This is a genomic window from Devosia faecipullorum, assembly GCF_015158295.1.
Taxonomy (GTDB): domain Bacteria; phylum Pseudomonadota; class Alphaproteobacteria; order Rhizobiales; family Devosiaceae; genus Devosia; species Devosia faecipullorum.
In genome coordinates, this window is the sequence record NZ_JACDXV010000005.1 from 94,799 (window position 1) to 113,725 (window position 18,927).

The 18,927-nt window shown below is 61.0% G+C and carries 22 protein-coding genes; 6 read left to right on the forward strand and 16 right to left on the reverse strand.

All coding sequences use genetic code 11. The features are described from left to right. Positions 1-142: 142 nt before the first annotated feature. The 10 genes from H0482_RS12280 to coxB all read right to left on the reverse strand — a co-directional run bounded on the left by H0482_RS12280 (position 143) and on the right by coxB (position 9,540). Complete coding sequence (locus H0482_RS12280) at positions 143-766, reverse strand: GNAT family N-acetyltransferase (protein WP_193730355.1); 624 nt, start codon at positions 764-766, stop codon at positions 143-145. A gap of 7 nt (positions 767-773) precedes the next feature. After that, the gene (locus H0482_RS12285) at positions 774-2,036 is read right to left on the reverse strand and encodes a M16 family metallopeptidase (RefSeq protein ID WP_193730356.1); all 1,263 of its coding nucleotides are present in this window, start codon (positions 2,034-2,036) and stop codon (positions 774-776) included. Between the two features lie 54 nt (positions 2,037-2,090). Further along, positions 2,091-3,482 carry a threonine synthase gene (gene thrC, locus H0482_RS12290; RefSeq protein WP_193730357.1) on the reverse strand — a complete coding sequence of 464 codons (1,392 nt, stop codon included), beginning with the start codon at positions 3,480-3,482 and terminating at the stop codon, positions 2,091-2,093. 74 nt (positions 3,483-3,556) lie between these two features. Further along, positions 3,557-4,330 (reverse strand): SURF1 family protein, encoded by a 774-nt coding sequence (locus H0482_RS12295; protein WP_193730358.1) that lies wholly within the window; start codon positions 4,328-4,330, stop codon positions 3,557-3,559. Positions 4,331-4,461: 131 nt separating this feature from the next. Continuing rightward, positions 4,462-5,298, reverse strand: coding sequence for a cytochrome c oxidase subunit 3 (locus tag H0482_RS12300; RefSeq protein ID WP_193730359.1), 837 nt, complete (start codon positions 5,296-5,298; stop codon positions 4,462-4,464). A 2-nt stretch (positions 5,299-5,300) separates the two neighbouring features. Beyond that, on the reverse strand, positions 5,301-5,867 hold the full coding sequence (locus H0482_RS12305; RefSeq protein WP_193730360.1) for a cytochrome c oxidase assembly protein: 567 nt from the start codon (positions 5,865-5,867) through the stop codon (positions 5,301-5,303). Further along, on the reverse strand, positions 5,867-6,052 hold the full coding sequence (locus H0482_RS12310; protein WP_193730500.1) for a hypothetical protein: 186 nt from the start codon (positions 6,050-6,052) through the stop codon (positions 5,867-5,869). Before H0482_RS12310 ends, H0482_RS12305 begins: the two co-directional genes overlap by 1 nt. A gap of 1 nt (position 6,053) precedes the next feature. Then, positions 6,054-6,947, reverse strand: a complete 894-nt coding sequence (locus tag H0482_RS12315; protein ID WP_193730490.1) for a heme o synthase — start codon at positions 6,945-6,947, stop codon at positions 6,054-6,056. Positions 6,948-7,050: 103 nt separating this feature from the next. Next, positions 7,051-8,745, reverse strand: a complete 1,695-nt coding sequence (gene ctaD, locus H0482_RS12320; protein WP_193730361.1) for a cytochrome c oxidase subunit I — start codon at positions 8,743-8,745, stop codon at positions 7,051-7,053. 24 nt (positions 8,746-8,769) lie between these two features. Further along, positions 8,770-9,540 carry a cytochrome c oxidase subunit II gene (gene coxB, locus H0482_RS12325; RefSeq protein ID WP_230989611.1) on the reverse strand — a complete coding sequence of 257 codons (771 nt, stop codon included), beginning with the start codon at positions 9,538-9,540 and terminating at the stop codon, positions 8,770-8,772. A gap of 24 nt (positions 9,541-9,564) precedes the next feature. On the opposite strand from coxB, the gene H0482_RS16610 reads away from it, so the two are divergent. Next, positions 9,565-9,753: a hypothetical protein gene (locus H0482_RS16610; protein WP_230989612.1), complete on the forward strand. Its 189-nt coding sequence runs from the start codon at positions 9,565-9,567 to the stop codon at positions 9,751-9,753. A 264-nt stretch (positions 9,754-10,017) separates the two neighbouring features. Next, complete coding sequence (locus H0482_RS12330; RefSeq protein ID WP_193730491.1) at positions 10,018-10,569, forward strand: invasion associated locus B family protein; 552 nt, start codon at positions 10,018-10,020, stop codon at positions 10,567-10,569. Positions 10,570-10,682: 113 nt separating this feature from the next. Here the strand turns inward: H0482_RS12330 and H0482_RS12335 are convergent, their stop codons facing one another. Next, positions 10,683-11,198 carry a DUF6101 family protein gene (locus H0482_RS12335; protein ID WP_193730363.1) on the reverse strand — a complete coding sequence of 172 codons (516 nt, stop codon included), beginning with the start codon at positions 11,196-11,198 and terminating at the stop codon, positions 10,683-10,685. A 262-nt stretch (positions 11,199-11,460) separates the two neighbouring features. Here H0482_RS12335 and H0482_RS12340 point away from each other — a divergent pair, with 262 nt between their 5' ends. Together H0482_RS12340 and H0482_RS12345 are read left to right on the forward strand one after the other, a co-directional pair. After that, a complete protein-coding gene (locus H0482_RS12340; protein ID WP_193730364.1) occupies positions 11,461-12,300 on the forward strand; it encodes a 3'(2'),5'-bisphosphate nucleotidase CysQ in 840 nt (279 codons plus the stop codon). Positions 12,301-12,314: 14 nt separating this feature from the next. Continuing rightward, a complete protein-coding gene (locus H0482_RS12345; protein WP_193730365.1) occupies positions 12,315-12,554 on the forward strand; it encodes a DUF4170 domain-containing protein in 240 nt (79 codons plus the stop codon). Here H0482_RS12345 and H0482_RS12350 read toward each other — a convergent pair whose 3' ends face one another. Genes H0482_RS12350 through H0482_RS12365 form a run of 4 tightly spaced genes read right to left on the reverse strand, consistent with a single transcriptional unit; the run spans position 12,555 to position 16,521 of the window. Then, positions 12,555-13,700, reverse strand: a complete 1,146-nt coding sequence (locus H0482_RS12350; RefSeq protein ID WP_193730366.1) for a glycosyltransferase family protein — start codon at positions 13,698-13,700, stop codon at positions 12,555-12,557. 2 nt (positions 13,701-13,702) lie between these two features. Continuing rightward, entirely contained in the window at positions 13,703-13,924 is a 222-nt protein-coding gene (locus H0482_RS12355; protein WP_193730367.1) for a DUF2093 domain-containing protein, read from the reverse strand. 48 nt (positions 13,925-13,972) lie between these two features. After that, positions 13,973-15,604 carry an exodeoxyribonuclease VII large subunit gene (gene xseA / locus H0482_RS12360; RefSeq protein WP_407925722.1) on the reverse strand — a complete coding sequence of 544 codons (1,632 nt, stop codon included), beginning with the start codon at positions 15,602-15,604 and terminating at the stop codon, positions 13,973-13,975. A 29-nt stretch (positions 15,605-15,633) separates the two neighbouring features. Next, a complete protein-coding gene (locus H0482_RS12365; RefSeq protein ID WP_193730369.1) occupies positions 15,634-16,521 on the reverse strand; it encodes a LysR family transcriptional regulator in 888 nt (295 codons plus the stop codon). 232 nt (positions 16,522-16,753) lie between these two features. On the opposite strand from H0482_RS12365, the gene H0482_RS16920 reads away from it, so the two are divergent. Beyond that, a complete protein-coding gene (locus H0482_RS16920; RefSeq protein WP_193730370.1) occupies positions 16,754-16,930 on the forward strand; it encodes a DUF1127 domain-containing protein in 177 nt (58 codons plus the stop codon). Between the two features lie 148 nt (positions 16,931-17,078). On the opposite strand, the gene ubiA is transcribed toward H0482_RS16920, so the two are convergent. Next, positions 17,079-18,017: a 4-hydroxybenzoate octaprenyltransferase gene (gene ubiA, locus H0482_RS12375; protein ID WP_193730371.1), complete on the reverse strand. Its 939-nt coding sequence runs from the start codon at positions 18,015-18,017 to the stop codon at positions 17,079-17,081. A gap of 127 nt (positions 18,018-18,144) precedes the next feature. Here ubiA and H0482_RS12380 point away from each other — a divergent pair, with 127 nt between their 5' ends. Next, positions 18,145-18,894, forward strand: coding sequence for a 16S rRNA (uracil(1498)-N(3))-methyltransferase (locus tag H0482_RS12380; RefSeq protein WP_193730372.1), 750 nt, complete (start codon positions 18,145-18,147; stop codon positions 18,892-18,894). Positions 18,895-18,927: the final 33 nt, after the last annotated feature.

Genomic DNA, 18,927 nt, shown 5'->3' on the forward strand with positions numbered 1-18,927 from the left:
AATAATCGCGGGCACTACTCGAATGCCCGGACAGGCCTTGGTGTTTTTAACCTCCAGCGGAGCGCTAACTTGGTAAGGGAGAATGGGCCCTGCGACAAGCACCGCAGCATGTTGCCACAACGCAACACACAGAATTGCCGGCTCAAGCAATCCAGCCCTGGCCGCCCCCGCCCCGGCGGGTCATATCCCAGCGTTCGCGCGTCAGTCCCATCAGCACATGGTCCTCCCAGCGTCCATTGATCTGGAGATAGTGCTTGGCATAGCCCTCTTCGACAAAGCCGTTTTTTTCCAGGACACGGCGCGACGCGGCATTCGTGGGGAGGAAAGCGGCGTGCGCCCGATGCAGAACCAGCGTTTCGAAGATGAATGGCAGTGTCAGGCCCACCGCTTCGCTCATCAGCCCCTTGCCGGCATAGGGCTGGCCCATCCAATAGCCCAGAGTGACGAATTGGGCGGCGCGGCGGCGAATATTGGACAGGGTGATTCCGCCCACCAGCACTTCCTTGCGGCCTTCGGGCAGGAACATGAAGAAAGTATAGTCGGTTCCCTCCTCCGCTTCCTGGCGCGCGCGCCGCACCCGCATGGAATAGAGGCGGCGAGTGAGGTCCAGTTCGCTCCAGCGGGGCTCAAAGGGGCGCAGGAAATCCTGGCTTGCGCGGCGCAAATGATACCAGTCGTCATAATCGTGACCCTGCGGTAGGCGCAGCAGAACGCGCGTCCCGCGCAGGGTGATCAGGGGCGCTGGTGACGGCCAGGGCCACAACATCGCAGCCTCAGCGCCGCAAGGTCTCACCGATGCTTTCAACATCGGCAAGGCCACCTATAGGTCCGATACCGGCCAACGTGGGCGATCCTTGGGTAAAAATCTGCTCGGCCACTTCGCGTACGCGCTGCGCGGTGATGCGGTTGATCCGCTCGACCGTTTCCTGCATGGCAATGGGCCGGCCCCACAGGATCTGCTGACGTGCCAATTGACCGGCGCGCGCCGAAGGGCTTTCCAACGACATCAGCAGGCCGGCCCTGATCTGGTTGCGGACCCTGACTACCTCTTCCTCGGAGATGGTTTCGGTCGCCCGGCGCAATTCGTCCAGAACCACGGGAACGAGTTCTCCTACCTCGTCTTCACCGGTGGCTGCAGCCACGCCGAACACGCCGCTATCGGCGAAGGCCCAGTGAAAGGAATAAACCGAATAACAGAGCCCGCGTTTTTCGCGGACTTCCTGGAAGAGGCGCGAGCTCATGCCTCCGCCCAACACCGAGGCCAGAACCTGCGCGGCGTAAAAGCCGTCCGAATTGTAGGCCCGCCCCTCGAAGCCGAGCACGATATGGGCCTGCTCATGATCGGAGACCAGGCGCTCCTGGCCGCCTCTATATTCGGCGCGCTGCGGATCGGGCGCGCCATTTGGCGCCAGCTCGGCGAAGCGCTGCCGCGCCACTTCCACCAGTTCGTCATGATCGACATTGCCGGCGGCGGCCATGACCATGTGGTCTCCCACATAATTGCGGCGCATATATTTGCGCACCATGTCGGGGTTGAAGGCCCGCACCGAATCCACTGTGCCCAGAATAGTGCGGCCGATCGGCTGGGTGGGATAGGCCGCGTCCTGGAACAGGTCGAACACATGGTCGTCCGGATTGTCGCGCGCCGCGCCGATCTCCTGCACGATCACCTGTTTTTCGCGCGTCAATTCGTCGTCGTCAAAGGTCGAATTCTGGAGAATGTCGGACAGGATGTCAGCGGCGAGAACCACGTCATCCTTGAGCACGCGGGCGAAATAGCCGGTATGTTCGATGGAGGTGGCGGCGTTGAGGTCGCCACCGACATTCTCGATGGCTTCGGCAATTTCAAGGGCAGTCCGCGACTTGGTACCCTTGAAGGCCATGTGTTCGAGCAGGTGGGAAATGCCATGTTCGGCCTTGCGCTCCGAGCGCGCACCGGCCTTGACCCAGACACCCAGCGACGCGCTTTCCAGATGCGGCATGTCGTCGGTGAGTACCACCATGCCGTTTTCCAGGCTTGTCGATCTTACGCTCACACTCGTCCTCCTGAGCTGACCGCCTTTCATCAGGCAGCAGCTCCTCAGTGTCGTTCAGGCGCGGCTATGGGCCACGATAAAATCTTCGATCGCGCGCTGGTCATTGGCCAACACGGTTACCCGCTCGGGGCGGTCATAGAGATCGCTCATCCATCCGGGCAGCGCTGGTTCGACAGCCGCAGCCTCGCACACGGCGGCAGGGAACTTGGCGGGATGCGCCGTGGCCAGCGTAATCATCGGCACATCAGCACGCGGCAGGCTGCGGGCAACACCCACGCCGACCGCGGTATGGGGGTCGAGCAGATAGCCGCTATCCGCCCTGGTGCTGGCGATGACCTGGCGCGTTGCGTTTTCGTCGGTCGTCCCAGCCGCAAAGTCGCGGCGGATGCCAGCGATGGCTTTTTCCGGCAAATCAAAGCCGCCGGACTGCTTCAGACCGGCCATCATGCGGGTAACGGCTCCCGCATCGCGCCCCGCGCTTTCGAACAGCAGCCGCTCGAAATTGGAAGAAATCTGGATGTCCATGGAAGGGCTGATGGTCGGCTCGACGCCATTCATCTCGTAGCGCCCAGTGTCCATAGTGCGTCGCAAGATGTCATTGGCGTTGGTCGCGATCACCAGCTTGTCGATGGGCAGGCCCATCATCTTGGCGCAGTAGCCGGCAAAAATATCGCCGAAATTGCCGGTCGGCACGGTGAAGCTGACCGGACGATGCGGCGCGCCGAGCGAGACTGCAGCAGTGAAATAATAGACGATCTGCGCGACGATGCGGCCCCAATTGATGGAGTTTACGCCAGACAGGCGGACACGGTCGCGGAAACCGACATTGTTGAACAAGGCCTTCACCGCGTCCTGGCAATCGTCAAACGTGCCTTCAAGCGCGATATTGTGGACATTGGCGTCCAACACCGTGGTCATCTGCCGGCGTTGCACCTCGGATGTGCGCCCAAGGGGGTGGAGGATGAAGATGTCGGTGCTGTCCCGGCCCCGGAAGGCTTCGATGGCCGCGGAGCCGGTATCGCCCGAGGTTGCCCCCACAATGGTCGCCCTCAGACCACGTTCGGCCAGGATATGATCCATGATGCGGCTCAGGAACTGCATGGCCACGTCCTTGAACGCCAGCGTCGGCCCATGGAACAGTTCGAGCACGAAATGACCGGGCTCCAGTTCCACCAATGGCGCCACAGAGGGATGACGGAACGCGGCATAGGCCTCGTCGATGATCGCCTTGAGCTTGTCTCCCGCAATATCGCCATCGACGAAACGCGAGATGATGGCATAGGCCACGTCCGCATAGGGCCTGCCGGCAAAGGAAGCGATCTCCTCGCGGCTGATCTGAGGCCAGCTGGCGGGGACGTAAAGGCCACCATCGCTGGCGAGACCAGCCAAAACTGCGTCAGAGAAGCCGAGCACCGGCGCCTTGCCGCGCGTTGAAACAAACTGCATCGGGGGGAAGAGCCCTTCTAGAATTGCTGCAACCTAGTCAAACATGAAAGCAGCCGCAAGGTTTGCAGCAAGCATCACTCCGTCGAGGGGGCAGCGCGGGACTGGCGCCAAAGCCAGAACCCCAGCATGAGGATCGCGACGATGGCAAAACCGTACCAGGTCAGCGCATAGCCCAGGTGATTGTTGGAGAAGCTGATCATGGTCTCGCCACCCTGCGGAAGATCGCCATCGGGGCCAGCGGGAAGATCGACATAAAAAGGCGCTACCGGCGCCAGCGCAGGATCGATCATCGCCGCCATGCGCTGCGGATCGCGGACCCATTCGATACGCGAGGACATATTGGGCTCGGGAACCATGAAGCCAGCCAGTTCGCCGGGGCGCAGCAGACCCTCTATGCTGACCGGTCCCGTCTCGGCGCTGTCCAACTCCCCCAATATTGCCGCTTCCTGATAGTGGTCCGGCACGAAACCGCGATTAACAAATATTGTACCGCCGCCGGTCAGCGCAAACGGCGTCACGACCCAATAGCCAGGGCCCGAGAAACGGCCGCGCGCGTCGGAAAGACTGGTGAAAACCGTCAATGTCTGGGTGTAGAGGAAACGTCCGGTGAGCGTCACCGGCTGAAAATTCCACGTCTGCATATCGAGATCGGGCCAGTCAGCGGCCGGCGGAGCCGGAATTGGTTCGGCAAACAATCTCGCATCGACGGCCGCTATCAGCGCTTCCTTTTCGGCCAGCCGATCCATCTGCCACTGGCCGAGAAACAGACAGGCACCCGCCAGAAGCAACATGAGTGCGGTGAATAGCCAGTCGGTCCAGCGCTGCCTTCTACGTATGCCCGTGGTCACGATCTACCCTCACAGCAGCGATTTCGACAACAGGGATCGATCAGGACGCGACGGGGCTCGCTCAAGATCGTTCTCCAAAGAAAAAAGGGCGCAGCCATGCCGCGCCCTCCAATTCATTTTCCGCGCGCCACTCAGTGGCCCAGCGTCACGCCCCAGGCGCCCCAGACATAGATCGAGGCGAACAGGAAAAGCCAGACCACGTCCACGAAATGCCAGTACCAGGCAGCAAATTCGAAGCCGAGATGACGTTCACGGGTGAAGTCGCCACGCTCCGCGCGGATCAGGCAGACCGCGAGGAAGATCGTCCCGATAAGCACGTGGAAACCGTGGAAGCCTGTCGCCATGACGAAGGCGGAACCATAGAGATTGCCGTTGAACGAGAACCCGGCATGCGAATATTCCAGCGCCTGCACAAAGGTGAACATCACGCCCAGTGCGACGGTCAGCGCCAGACCCCAGCGCAGGCCCTTGCGGTCGCCTTCGAGCAGGGCATGGTGAGCCCAGGTCACGGTGGTGCCGGAGGTCAGCAGGATCAGCGTGTTAAAAAGGGGCAGATGGAATGGGTCGAACAATTCGATGCCGTTGAGCGGCCAATGACCGCCGGTGACGGCCATGCGGGCATATTGCTCAACGTCGTCCCAGCGGAAGAATGCATCGAAATAGGCCCAGAACCAGGCCGCGAAGAATGCAACTTCCGAGGCGATAAACAGCATCATCCCGTAGCGGTGATGGATCTGCACCACTGGCGTATGGCTGACGCCGTCATTGGCTTCCTTCACTACATCGGACCACCACGCATACATGGTGTACAGCACGCCGGCGAGTCCGATGAAGAACACCCAGGGGGTCCAATCCTGCATCCAGGCAATGGCGCCGATCATCATGACGAAGATGGCGACCGACATGACGAACGGCCAGGGGCTCGGTTCGACCATGTGATAGTCATGGTTCTTTTCAATGGCGGCCATGTTCAGCTTCCCTCGTTGTCTGAAGCGTAGAAAGTATAAGAGAGCGTGATCTCTTTGATGGTGTTGAGTTCGGGATTGTCGTCGAGATCGGGATCGATGAAGAAGACGATGGGCATTTCCACCGTCTCGCCCGGTTGCAGCGTCTGCTCGGTAAAGCAGAAGCACTCGATCTTGTTGAAATAAATCCCGGCCTTTTCTGGCACGACGTTAAAAATCGCCTGCCCGGTCATCGGTTTATCCGAATTGTTGGTGGCGATGTAGTTGACCGTGTCGACCTGGCCGATCTTGTCGGTGATCGGGGCAGCGGCCTTGATCGTCCAGGGGAGCGCCCGCTCGACATTGACGTCGAAGCGCACCTTCATCTCGCGGGCGATGATGCCCTTGGGGTTTTCGGCGGCAATCTGCGGCGTACCGCCGAAGCCCGTGACCTGGCAGAACATCTGATAGAGCGGCACTGCTGCGAAGGCCAGACCAACCATGCCGACAACCAGCACAGCCAGCGTCAGCGCGACGCGGCTATTGTTGCGATTGTTGGCATCGGGCTGAAATGGAGCAGTAGAATCGGCCATTACAGCGCCCGATCGAGAAGGCCCGGCCCCATCTTGACGATGGTCAGCACGTAAAACGTCAATGCAAACAGGATCAGCGCGCCGGCGAGCGCCACCGAACGGCGGCGACGCTGCTTGCGAAACGCGGCGTCCTGTTCGGGTGTCATGTTATTCGGCGCGAGATGCGCGCCGGTCTGGGTGGCCATATCAGATCACTCCCAGCCTGAGGGCAAAATTGTCGATGAGCAGCGCCAGAAACAGCAGGAAAAGGTAGCTCAGCGAATAGGTGAAAAGTGAACGGGCAGTGCGCCGCATCTCGACCCCTTCAGGGGCCCGCAGCAAACGCACTGACAACCAGACGAAGCCAAGGCCGGTGGCGAGCGCGACAGCGCCGTAAATCCAGCTCGAAAACCCGAGCCAGATCGGCAGCAGGCTGGAAAGGGCCAAGGCCAGGGAATAGACGAAAATCTGCTTTCTGGTGGACTTTTCACCGACCACATTGGGCATCATCGGCACGCCCGCTGCGCCGTAATCGCCCTGCTTGTACAGCGCCAGCGCCCAGAAGTGCGGGGGTGTCCAGAGGAAGATGATGAGGAAGAGCGCGAAGCTCTCCCAGCTCAGCGTGCCGGTCACGGCGGCCCAGCCGACCATGGGCGGGAAAGCCCCGGCAGCGCCGCCAATGACGATATTCTGCGGCGTCGAGCGCTTGAGCCAGATCGTATAGACGACGGCATAGAAAAAGATGGTGAAGGCGAGGAAACCACCGGCCACCCAATTTGTCGCCAGGCCCAGAAGCGTCACCGAAAAAACCGCGAGCACCAGACCGAAGATCAGGGCGTCTTCCTTGACCATGCGGCCGGCGGGAATGGGGCGGTTGATCGTGCGGCTCATCACCGCGTCGATATCGGCGTCATACCACATATTGAGTGAACCCGAGGCGCCGGCTCCGATGGCGATACAGGCAATGGCGATGAAGCCGATAATCGGATTGATGGCAGCGGGAGCCACCAGCATGCCGACCAGAGCCGTAAACACGACCAGCGACATGACACGCGGCTTGAGCAGTGCGAGATAATCCTCGACACGCGCTCCTCCTGTCATGACGGCATTGTCTGCCCTGTCGTCGATATATGCCACTGGTCTTTCCTTGATAGAGCGAACCGCACCCCAGGGGCGCGATCCGCGGATCCTGTCTGAGAGACGCTTAGTGAGCGTTCTTGGAGTCGATGCGGGGCAGCGTCGAGAACTGGTGGAACGGCGGAGGCGAGCTCAGGGTCCATTCCAGCGTGGTCGCGCCATCGCCCCACGGATTGTCGCCGGCCAGGCGCTTCTTCCGAACGGCTTCCCAGGTCGCATAGAAGAAAATGACCATGGCAACGAAGGTGATGTAGTAGCCGATCGATGACACGCGGTTCCACAGCGCGAAGGCGTCGGGATAGTCGACATAGCGACGCGGCATGCCGGCCAGGCCCAGGAAGTGCTGCGGGAAGAAAATCAGGTTCACACCGATGAACATCACCCAGAAATGCAGCTTGCCTAGGAACTCGGAGTACATGTAGCCGAACATCTTGGGGAACCAGTAATACCAGCCCGCAAAGATCGAGAACACGGCGCCCAGCGAGAGCACGTAGTGGAAGTGCGCCACGACGTAATAAGTGTCGTGCAGGGCACGGTCGGCACCGGCATTGGCCAGCACCACACCGGTCACACCACCCACGGTGAACAGGAAGATGAAGCCGATGGCCCACAGCATTGGCGTGCGGAAGGTGATGGAACCGCCCCACATGGTGGCGATCCAGGAGAAGATCTTCACGCCTGTCGGCACCGCAATCACCATGGTGGCGGCAACGAAATAGCGCTGCACGTCAAGGCTCAGGCCGGTCGTGTACATGTGGTGCGCCCAGACGACGAAGCCGACGAACCCGATGGCGACCATAGCGTAAGCCATGGCCATATAGCCAAAGACAGGCTTGCGGCTGAACGTTGCTACGATGTGGCTGATCATGCCGAAGCCGGGCAGGATCATGATGTACACTTCGGGGTGACCGAAGAACCAGAACAGATGCTGATAGAGAACCGGGTCACCGCCGCCTTCAGGAGCAAAGAAAGTGGTGCCGAAATTGCGGTCGGTCAGCATCATGGTGATGGCGCCAGCCAGGACCGGCAGGGCCAGCAGTAGCAGGAATGCCGTCACCAGCACCGACCATGCAAAGAGCGGCATCTTGTGCAGCGTCATGCCCGGAGCGCGCATGTTGAGGATGGTGGTGATGAGGTTGATCGAGCCCAGGATCGAGCTGACGCCAGCGACGTGCAACGAGAAGATCACGAAATCGGTTGCCGGACCCGGATGACCGGAGGTCGCCAGGGGCGGATACGCCGTCCAGCCACCACCGAAGCCCAAGGCGCCCGACGGCCCCTCGAAGAACATGGAGAGGATCGTCAGTAGCAGCGCCGGCGGCAGCAGCCAGAACGCGATATTGTTGATGCGCGGGAAAGCAGTGTCGGGCGCACCCACCATCAGCGGCGCGAAATAGTTCGCGAAGCCGCCCATGGTCGCAGGCATCACGGTGAAGAACACCATGATCAGCGCGTGGGCCGAAACGAATACGTTGAACATGTGCTTGCCGGCATCGAGCGCCGCATCGCCATCGACGCCATAGGCCATGGCCGCCAGACCGTGGAAAATCTGGATGCCCGGCTCCTGCAATTCCATGCGCATGAGGCCGGAGAGCAAGCCGCCGATCACGCCGGCGACAATAGAGAACACCAGGTACATGATACCGATGTCCTTGTGATTGGTCGAATAGACCCAGCGGCGCCAGCCGGTCGGAGTGTGATGATCGCTGCTGGCGTGATCGTGCCCGGTCGCCTGGGCTTCGAGGTGCGTGGTATTTGCCATTTTCTGGTCCTCTTACCCTATATCCTAAAGCGCCGGCAGAACGGCAGCAGCAGTGGCGTAGTCACGGCTCTCGGTAAAGGCCGACATGAAGGCCTCATATTCCTCGGCGCTGACTACGCGAACGGCGATCGGCATATAGGCGTGATCCTTGCCGCAAAGCTCCGAGCACTGGCCGTAATAGATGCCGGTTTCGCGCGCGTTGAACCACGTCTCGTTCAGGCGACCTGGCACGGCGTCCACCTTGATGCCGAAGGACGGCACGGCAAAGGCATGGATCACGCCAGAAGGGCTGGCCGTGATCTGCAGACGTACGGTGGTGTCGACCGGAACGACGAGTTCATTATTGACTGCCAGAAGGCGGGGCTGGCCCGGCTTGGTCTCGGCGATTTCTTCTTCGGAAAGAATATTGGAATCGAAGGCAACACCCTGATCCACATATTCATAATTCCAGTACCATTGCTCGCCGGACGCCTTGACGGTCAGGCTGGCTGCCGGAACCTCGACTTCGCCCATGGAGAAGATGTTGGCACCCAGATATTTGCGCTCACCATCAGGCACAGTCATCTGATCGGAGAGAACACCGAAAGACGGGATGGCGATAACCACCAGCATCAGAATGGGAACCACGGTCCAGATCACTTCGACCAGGGTATTGTGGGTGAAGCGCGCCGGCACCGGATTAGCCTTGGCGTTAAACCGCACCACCACAATCACCAGCAGCGCCAACACCAGCACCACGATGAGGGAAATCGACCACATCAGGACACCATCGTGGAAGGCCACGATTGAATCCATGATCGGAGTCACGGAGGGCTGCAAATGAAACTGGCCCGGCTCGGGATGCCCCGCACTGCTCTGCTGCGCAACAGCAAGAGCCGGCGCGAATGCCAGCGCGGCAGCCGCAAGGGGCCCCATCTTTCTAAAGAACTGCCCGGTCACCATATACCCCCTATCGACATGTTCTGGCGGCGTGCACCGAGCGAGAATGAGGGGCTTTTTGCGGCATAGCTAACGCCGCCCCGACTCAACTTCGGAGCGCAATACTCAATGGCCAGCTAAATCACATTGCACAGCGGGAGTCTATTGCGGCCTTGCGTCGTTGCGCTGCGGCAAATTGCAGCCATATTATTGTCGCATCGCCTCACCACCGCCGCACTTTTCCTCGAGAACGAGCAGGAAATCCGGGGTTTGGTTGACAGCATCCGACCGCTGTCGGAAACAAACTCAACCCTTTGCGCGCTGCGCCGATTCGGCAGGAGAAATAATAAAGTGATGATCTGGGCAAAGCGGATTGGCGCGCTTGGTACACTTGTTCTCGGTGCGGTTTCCGCCGGTATTCTTGCAATGCCGGCCGCGGCGCAAGGCACGATCCGTGGCGAATATGGCGACTGGCAGATGAGTTGCGACACGCCGCCCGGCGCGAGCTTCGAACAATGCGCCATCATTCAGAACGTTCTGGCCGAAGATCAGCCCAATGTCGGTCTCTCGGTCATCACGCTGCGCACTGCCGACCGGCAGGCGAGGCTGCTTCGCATACTCGCCCCGCTGGGCGTGCTGCTGGTCCGCGACGATCCTGAGCGCAATGACGGCAGCCTCATTCCCGGCCTTGGGCTGAGTGTCGACGACACCAATCTTGGCTGGGTTCCCTTCGTGCGCTGCCTACCCAATGGCTGCATTGCCGAAGTGGTTATGGACGACACGCTCGTTGAGACCCTTTCGAAGGGCGAGACCGCCTATTTCATCGTCTTCAAGACACCTGAGGAAGGTATCGGCATTCCCGTTTCTCTGGACGGCTTCGCCGAGGGCTTCGCCGCCCTGCCCTGATCTTGAGCGAGTTGCGCTTGTAGTCAAAGGCCACCGTGCCACAATCCAAAATGAAGAAAGGGCCAACCGCACCACCAGTTGACCCTTTTTCGTTCTGCTTTGGAGGCAAATGGTCAGTTCGTCTCGAACTGGCCGGGCTTGCGACGGTTAAGAAAACGCGGGCGGCGCGAAGCTTCGGCGGCCAGCTTGCGGCGCGAGGAGGCATTGCCCAGCATCACCCCGTCAACCTGCTGGCTGTAGGGAAGATACGCGCCGTCGCCGGCCTTGATGAAAAGCGGCAGGCGCAGCTTCTTGCCCCAGTTCTGCCATTCAGCCACGACGTTGTGGTTTCCTTCCTCTTCAAACACCTTGTAATTGAGTTCGGCGTCGGAATGGACCAGTTCGATGGCGCTTGTGAGCAGTCCGTCCTCGGAAATGCTGGTCGCGACGGCAACGCCGATAAACTCGGTGACCGGAACCTTGATCTTGATGGCGACGCCGCTCTGTTCAAGTTGCTTTCGCACGGTCACGGTCTTGACCGGATCCTTGGGGCCGTTGTCGTTAGCCGCCATGAACCGCCGCTCGGCAAGAGCAGGACGTCCGAAAGCCAGAACCGCCGCCGTTCCCTCCATTGCTACGCCATGAACCATTTTGAAGCCTTCCTGTAACTTCGAGAGCCGATTTTTCGCTCTTCGTTTGTGAGGCCAATCTAGCGCGTCCCCTTACCCGCCCCCTTAATCGGTTCGGTTAAATTTATGTTGTTTTCCGAGAGGGTTAGCAGGGTATTGCACCCAGTCAGAAGCAATTAACCCACTTGTTTGGCACCCCGTTTACCTTGGCGGGCGAAGCGGACATGGCCTCATGCCGGCTCAACTCTTGTCCAATTGACGGCCGCAGCATAAAAGGCCGCCCATGCCCGCTTTCGCCCCGCCTTATGCCGATGACCTGGAACTGCTGCGCGCGACAGCGGTTGCCGGGGGCATTATCGCGTCGAGTTATTTCCGCCAGGACGTGAAGTCCTGGACCAAAGAGAACGCCTCCCCAGTGAGCGAGGCCGACATCGTGGTGGATCGCTTCCTCGCCGCCAACCTGCTTCAGGCCCGCCCCAATTATGGCTGGCTGAGTGAGGAAACCGCCGACAATCCCGGTCGGCTCGATTGCGAGCGCGTGTTCATCGTCGACCCCATAGACGGCACACGCGCCTTTCTGCGCGGCGAGGATTACTGGACCTTGTCGCTCGCTGTCGTCGAAAACGGCGTGCCGGTGGCAGGCGTCGTCTATGCGCCGGCGCGGGACGAAATGTACGACGCCTATAAGGGTGGCGGCGCCAGGCTCAATGGTGAAAAACTGCGCAGGTCGCGCCGTGCCGGTGCACCGCCCCTCATTCCGGCGCCCGGTGCCGTACATCAGGAGATGCAGGCAGCGGGTCTGCATTATACGCGCGGCCCCGCCTATCCGTCCCTGGCCTATCGGCTGGTGCAGGTTGCCACGGGCAGGCTCGATGCTGCCGTGGCCCGGCGCGGCGCACAGGACTGGGATATTGCCGGCGCCGCTGTCATCCTGGCCGAAGCGGGGCTCGATCTGGCCGACGTCTGCGCCGGGTTCCCGCAATTCAACAGACGAGATGTGCGCCATGGGGCGCTTGCGGCGTTGAGCGACATCAGCCTAAAACCCCTTGTTCATGCGGCGTTGCTCAAGGTCTACGGCTGTCCAGCCGACGCCGGCGCCAATACCGAAACCCCTTATCCCTGAACCGGAGCTGACAGATGGCTGAAAAAACCGAAACCCAACTTCTGCATCTGGTCATCGGCGGAGAATTGTCGAGCCTTGACGGCGTGACCTTTGCCGATCTCAGCAAGGTCGATATCGTCGGCGTATACCCAAATTATGCCTCCGCCTACGCAATCTGGAAACAGAAGGCGCAGATGACGGTCGATAGCGCGCAGACCCGCTACTTCATCGTCCACCTGCACCGCCTGCTCGACCCGCAGACCAGCGACAATTGATCAGCCGCCAAGCGCTTGCAGAACCTGCTCGATGGCACCGGGCGGGCCGATGCGCTCGCGGCCAATAGCACCAAGGCGGGCGCGTTCATCACTATCCGTAAGCAGGCGCTCAAGCGCCCGCATCACACCCTCCGGTTGACCGGCGACGGCGATACGGGCCTCGCCGAAGAGCTTTTGTTCGTCGACAAAGCGCGATTGGCGGTCCTTAGGGCTGGTCATGTGAATGACCGGCTTGCCGAGCCCCAGGGACTGAACTGTCGCCGTGCCTGCCTGTGACAAGACGATGTCGGCTGCGTCCAGCGCATTGCCCATAGCCCTGCCGCGCAGCAGGTGCACGACCAGGTTGCCCTCACTCAATGTTCCCAGGTCATCGCCGTCGGTGCTGAGAATATTGCCACGCTTCAGCCCACCGGCTTCCGCCAGATCTTCCACGGACACATCACCTGCAACCGCGACGAAGATGTCGGGTGTGACCGCCTCGGGCAATAGGCGAAGGGCGGCAATCTGGCGGGAGAAATTTCCAGCCGTTTCGCCGCGGCTGCCCGGCAGCATGGCAATTGCCAATGGTCTGGTCCGCCGCCCTGCGGCGTCGTAATCACCCCTCGGGATCGTATCCATCATCAGATTGCCGGGGGCTTCGGCGTCGATGCCCTCGTCGCGCAACATTTCGGAGAGGTTGTCAGCGCGGCAAAATACTTTTGCGCAGGTTCGCTTGAGCACAAATCGCTCGGCCGCCGAATAGAGCCGCGCCGCACCTGTTTTGTAGCAATCGATGTAGAAAAGGTTCCGGTGTCCCGTCAGCAGCCCCAGGAGCGGCACCATGACATCACCCACCACAACGATGCGGTCGTAGCGATCACGGACAGAGCGCATGAATTTCAGCGCCGGCGGCACCATTGCCAGACCACCCTTGGCGACATCGCGGCGCAGCGAGCCCCTGGCGGTGCGCGCACCACCCGATTCCAGCCGTGCCCTCGGCCCGACAATGGGGCAGATACCGTTATAGGCATTGCCGCTGCCCACCACCGGATAGGCATCTACATAGTGATTGGGAGTCAATCTCGCCGCGAGCGCAGCGGCGATCCAATCCTCACCGTGACCATTGGAGATGATGAGGAAGCGCTGACGCGTCGCTGCCTCGCCCATGTTCAACTACCCCGACCGAAGCGCTCGAAGGCGGCGAGGGCTGTGGCCGCATCGGCATAGGGCTCCTGCCGGTCAACGCTCCAATAGAACAATTCATCGAGCGGAATCGGCCGGCCGGTTATGGCGCAGCGCACGAAAGTCCCGGCCTTCAGCACATCATAATCGCCGTCACGATAACGCAGCGTGGCCTCGGCGGGCGTGAAACCCTTGTCGAAGATGTTCATGTTCGGCCTCCAGGCTCGTGCAATCGATATAGCGGAGAGGACGACCCGTCAAAAGAGGCTTTCCTGCGATCCTTTGTCCGGGTTCGGCTTGGCCGGTTTGCGGCGGGCCGGCGCACCGCCCACGACGGCATCGACTTCGCCCTTGTCCAGCAAGATATGGACCATATCTCCCGGCGCCAATTGCATGGCATCGGTCACGACGCCCCCCTTATCGTCCTGCACGATCGCGTAGCCACGGGCGAGGACATTGCGGTAACCCAGCGTTTCCAAGAGCTTGCCCAATTGTCCCAGCTGCTGTCTGCGGCCGAGCGCGAGTTGCGCGCCCGCCTGTGCCAGACGCGCGGCCTTTGGGGCGAGCTGCAGGGTGCTGTCATTGAGCTCGGCGCGCAATTGCTGCGGTCCGAGGCGGGGGGCGAGCCGATCGAGCCCGGCGCGCTTGCGTTCGAGAAAGGCCCTGGCCGCCATCGGCAATTGCCTTGCACCCGGATCGAAGCGCAGGCGCGCCCGGTCTACAACTTTGTGCAGACCGCCGGCACCGCTCTTTTCCAGGTGACGCAGCCGCTCCTTGAGTTCGACGTGCCGCTGGCGCACAAGGCGTGGCTGCAACGATGCCGCAATGCCCGAATAATTGAGACGCCGCCCCTGAACGAAGTGGCGCAGTGCTCCGGTCAGCTGGCTGGCGGCCAGGTCGAGGCTCTGCCGTTGGGTGGCCGCGAGATCCGAGGGTCGCGGCAGACCGGCGGCAGCGGCCCGCAACCGATCGCGCAGGCTGGAAAGAGCGCGCCGCGCCGCCTGCCGCTGCCGCATTCCTTGATCCTCAACATAGGCAATCAGTTCGGAGCGCACCGGCACTGCCGCTTCAGCCGCCGCCGTGGGGGTGGGCGCACGCATATCGGCGACGTAGTCGATAAGGGTGGTGTCGGTCTCGTGACCTACTGCCGAGATGACCGGAATTTCCGAGGCGGCAACTGCGCGGACCACTTCCTCTTCGTTGAAGCCCCAGAGATCCTCGATGGACCCACCGCCCCGCGCCACGATCAGCAGATCGGGCCGGGGAATGGCGCCGTCAGCAGGCAGGGCGTTGAACCCTTCGATGGCGTTAACCACTTCGGGCGCGCAGGTATCGCCCTGCACGCGTACCGGCCAGACCAGAACGTAGCTCGGAAAACGATCTTCAAGGCGATGCAGAATATCGCGGATCACCGCTCCGGTCGGCGAGGTCACCACGCCGATGACACGTGGCAAATAGGGCAGCGCCTGTTTGCGGTCGCGCTCGAACAACCCTTCGGCCAGCAGCTTCTTGCGCCGCTCCTCAAGCAGCGCCATCAGTGCTCCGGCGCCGGCCGGCTCGATATTTTCGATGACGATCTGATATTTGGAAGACCGCGGAAATGTGGTCAGCCGACCGGTAGCGACCACCTCCAACCCTTCCTGCGGCTTGAAGCCCAGGCGCGCATAATTGCCCTTCCAGACAACCGCATCGATGGAAGCGGCATCGTCCTTGAGGGTGAAATAGGCATGACCGGAGGAGTGTTGGCCGCGAAAGCCCGAGATTTCGCCGCGCACCCGCACATGACCGAATTCATCTTCAACCGTGCGCTTTACCGCCTGGGCGATTTCGGAAACGGTGAATTCTGTGGCGTTGGTCAAAACCTGGGACATATGCCTCTGGTGCGCCAAAGGCGGATTCGGGTCAAGCAGGCCGCGACTTATTCCGCGGCCTCGGCCAAAGCTGACGGCTCCAGATTGCCCATGGATTGCACGATGTGATTGGCCAGGGCGTCGTAGATGCCGCCATAGGCGTGGGAGCCGCGCATCAGGGCGATCTGGGCCTCGGCCAGACGCGGCAGTCCATGATCGTCGCCAACAACCCGCATTCCCGGCTGGAGGGCGCTTTCGGGCAGAAAGCCTACCGCCAGATCCGACAACACAGCCGAAGAGATGGCGGTGGCATTTGAGGAGGTGTAGGCAACGCGATAATCCTTGCTGGTGCGCTCCAGCGCCTCCATGGCGTCCTTGCGCCAGATGCAGCATTGCGGACCGCAGGCAATAGCGAGCGGCTGGGTCGCCAGCGCCCTGCCCCCATGCGAGGCCACCCAGAACATCTTCTCGGTGCGAAACAATTCGCCGAAATTCTGGTCAGTGCCCTGAGTGAAGACGATCAGATCGTAGCGCCCCGCCCGCATGCCCTCGAGCAATTGCTCGGAAGCCATGCAGGCCACATCCACCGCGATTTTCGGGTGGGTCCGCTGGAAGCTGGAAAGGATCACCGGCAGGAGGCGCACGGCATAGTCATCCGGCACACCGAAACGGATCGATCCGGCTAGGTCGCCATCATTGAAGTGGTCGAGAATTTCCGCATTGGTGCGCAGCATCTTGCGGGAGCGCTCGTAAAGCACTTCGCCATGATGGGTGAGGGTCACGCTGCGCCCATCGCGGGTCAGCAAGGTGTGCCCGAGCCGCTCCTCGAGGCGCTTGATCTGCATGGACACCGCGGACTGGGTCTTGTTCACGCGGCGCGCCGCCTCGGTGAAGCTGCCGCAATCGGCAATAGCGCAGAAACTTTGTAGCTGATCGAGGTCGAGAGGGGCAGCCATTCGCTTCATCACCCAAATTGATCATCGAGATGAAATCTATTTGTTAGACGAATGGAAGTCCAGTGGGCTATTCCTTCATTATCGGCGCGGAACCGCGTCGAATCCTTGCCGGCCTCCCTCCGGCGAAACTTTTTTGGAGAATCGAAATGGCTCTCTCGCTGCCCGGCGAGCGGTCAGTTGCTGCTGGCTCGCAGGTTATCCTGTTCGTGGTTTCTTTGCCTGGATTGCCCAGGTGAACGCCAAGCGCGCCCGCCGTACTGCCCTGCGTAGCCTGCTCGATCTCGACAATACACGTCTCAAGGACATGGGCATTGACCGCAACGACATCGCCGAGGCGATGAGCGCACGCAATGGCCGCACGCCGGGAATGGTGCTCAACGCCGCCCGCGCCCGCAACGCCCGGTCCTGATTTACCTTCGCGGCCGTTTGTGGCGGCCGCCTCATGGGTTGGTTCGAACACGACGAGTGCTCGTGCCATCTTCTGGGCTGGTTTTGCCGCCGGCCCCGTTTCCTGCCCACTTGCCGGGCCATGCAATGCATGGGCCCGGCTTTTTTGTCTACCAGACCCAATCGGCCAGCAAAGCAAGCGTCAGGATGATGCCAACATAGTGGTTGCTGTCGAAGCGCTGTTTGGGATTGCCTGGTGCATCGGCATCAAGCGTCCAGAGCTGCCAGGCGAGCTGGCCGGCGGCGAGAAGGGACAGCAAGGCAAACAGCCAGGAGCCGCCCGCCAGGATCGCGGCCGCATTCCACAGCACGAACGCGCCCGAGTAGAGGACGGCAATTGCGGGACGCACATTCTCCCCGAAGAGCCGCGCCGTGGATTTGACCCCGATCAGCGCATCGTCCTCAATGTCCTGCAGCGCATAGATCGTGTCATAGCCGATCACCCACAAAATCGCGCCCGCGTAAAGCAGCAACGGCGCCCAGCCGAGCCCGCCTGTCTGGCTCGTCCAGCCAAGAATGGCGCCATAGGAGAAGGCGAGCCCGAGAAAGAATTGCGGCCACCAGGTGATGCGCTTCATGAAAGGATAGATCGCGATCAGGCCCAGAGACGCTATCCCCGCCCAGATGGTGAAGCGATTGAACTGAAACAATATCAGGGCGCCGAACAGCACCTGGGCAATCAAAAAATAAAAGGCGTTGCGAACACTCACCTGTCCCGACGGAATAGGACGGGAACGAGTACGTGCCACCTTGGCGTCGATGTCGCGGTCGACGATGTCATTGAAGGTACAACCGGCGCCGCGCATCAGAATGGCGCCCACGGCCATCAGCACGGCCGCCCACCAGCCGAAGCCAATATGGGGCTGACCAAGCGCGGCCAGACCGATGCCCCAGGCACAGGGCCAGAACAGTAGTCCGGCAGGGATGGGCCGATCCCAGCGCGCTAGCCGCCCATAGGGCTTGACGGCTTCCGGCGCGTAGCGATCCAGCCAATTGCGCTTGCCGGCGTCGGAAACAATTCCCGCGCCGCCCTGATTGATGTCCGACATGATGCCACGGCCTTGTGGTTCGACAAGTTCGCCAAGAGGTCTACTCCAAACCGAGCGGAGGCAGTAGACCTCTCCCGAGCCAGCTAGAAAACCAGCTCGTGGCACATTGCCACGCCAAGGACATGCAATGCCGCGCAGCTACGCCCATCTCCAGCGCCTTTTCGTCGGACCTGACCTCTCGGCAGGCATCGCGCTCACCCTGAACAAGGAGCAATCGCTCTATCTGGCGGCCGTCCTGCGCAAAAGCATCGGCGACGAGGTCATCCTGTTCAATGGTCGGGACGGTGCCTGGCTCTGTCGTTTGACGAGTGATTCGAAAAAATCGGTCGCGCTCGACGTGGTAGAGCGGATTGCGCCCCAGCCGCCGCCATCAGACCTCTGGTATGGCTTTGCACCACTCAAGAATGAGCGGCTCGACTATGTCATCCAAAAAGCCGTCGAGATGGGAGCCGGAACCATTCAGCCGGTGCAGACCCAATATACGCAGGTCCACCGCCTCAAGCACGAACGTCTCGCCGCCAACGCAATCGAGGCGGCGGAGCAATGCGAGGTGCTCAACGTGCCCATCATCGCGCCCGAAACTGGCCTCGATCAAATGCTGGACGGGTGGCGGGAAAATCACGGCGATAGAAAATTGATCTTTGCCGACGAAGGCGAAGCACCATCCTCACCTCTCTCTTCGCTGCTGCCGCTTGCCGGGCAGCGGATCGGCCTGATCGTCGGACCGGAGGGCGGCTTTTCAGAGACGGAACGCACAAAGTTGCGGTCCCTGCCCTTTGTTGTTCCGGTAAGTCTTGGCCCACGAATCCTGCGCGCCGACACCGCTGCAGTCGCCGCAATGGCCATTATTCAGGCCACCATCGGCGATTGGCGATAAAAGGCGATTGCTTTCCAGCTTGCGCTCGCTATT

Bases quoted from the DNA above. Each gene is read 5' to 3' on its own strand.
- H0482_RS12280 (WP_193730355.1), bottom strand. From the start codon at position 766: ATGTTGTGGCCCTGGCCGTCACCAGCGCCCCTGATCACCCTGCGCGGG.
- thrC (WP_193730357.1), bottom strand. From the start codon at position 3,482: ATGCAGTTTGTTTCAACGCGCGGCAAGGCGCCGGTGCTCGGCTTCTCT.
- H0482_RS12300 (WP_193730359.1), bottom strand. From the start codon at position 5,298: ATGGCCGCCATTGAAAAGAACCATGACTATCACATGGTCGAACCGAGC.
- H0482_RS12305 (WP_193730360.1), bottom strand. From the start codon at position 5,867: ATGGCCGATTCTACTGCTCCATTTCAGCCCGATGCCAACAATCGCAAC.
- H0482_RS12310 (WP_193730500.1), bottom strand. From the start codon at position 6,052: ATGGCCACCCAGACCGGCGCGCATCTCGCGCCGAATAACATGACACCC.
- H0482_RS12315 (WP_193730490.1), bottom strand. From the start codon at position 6,947: ATGACAGGAGGAGCGCGTGTCGAGGATTATCTCGCACTGCTCAAGCCG.
- ctaD (WP_193730361.1), bottom strand. From the start codon at position 8,745: ATGGCAAATACCACGCACCTCGAAGCCCAGGCGACCGGGCACGATCAC.
- coxB (WP_230989611.1), bottom strand. From the start codon at position 9,540: ATGGATTCAATCGTGGCCTTCCACGATGGTGTCCTGATGTGGTCGATT.
- H0482_RS16610 (WP_230989612.1), top strand. From the start codon at position 9,565: ATGAAACTGGCCCGGCTCGGGATGCCCCGCACTGCTCTGCTGCGCAAC.
- H0482_RS12330 (WP_193730491.1), top strand. From the start codon at position 10,018: ATGATCTGGGCAAAGCGGATTGGCGCGCTTGGTACACTTGTTCTCGGT.
- H0482_RS12335 (WP_193730363.1), bottom strand. From the start codon at position 11,198: ATGGTTCATGGCGTAGCAATGGAGGGAACGGCGGCGGTTCTGGCTTTC.
- H0482_RS12340 (WP_193730364.1), top strand. From the start codon at position 11,461: ATGCCCGCTTTCGCCCCGCCTTATGCCGATGACCTGGAACTGCTGCGC.
- H0482_RS12345 (WP_193730365.1), top strand. From the start codon at position 12,315: ATGGCTGAAAAAACCGAAACCCAACTTCTGCATCTGGTCATCGGCGGA.
- H0482_RS12350 (WP_193730366.1), bottom strand. From the start codon at position 13,700: ATGGGCGAGGCAGCGACGCGTCAGCGCTTCCTCATCATCTCCAATGGT.
- H0482_RS12355 (WP_193730367.1), bottom strand. From the start codon at position 13,924: ATGAACATCTTCGACAAGGGTTTCACGCCCGCCGAGGCCACGCTGCGT.
- H0482_RS12365 (WP_193730369.1), bottom strand. From the start codon at position 16,521: ATGGCTGCCCCTCTCGACCTCGATCAGCTACAAAGTTTCTGCGCTATT.
- ubiA (WP_193730371.1), bottom strand. From the start codon at position 18,017: ATGTCGGACATCAATCAGGGCGGCGCGGGAATTGTTTCCGACGCCGGC.
- H0482_RS12380 (WP_193730372.1), top strand. From the start codon at position 18,145: ATGCCGCGCAGCTACGCCCATCTCCAGCGCCTTTTCGTCGGACCTGAC.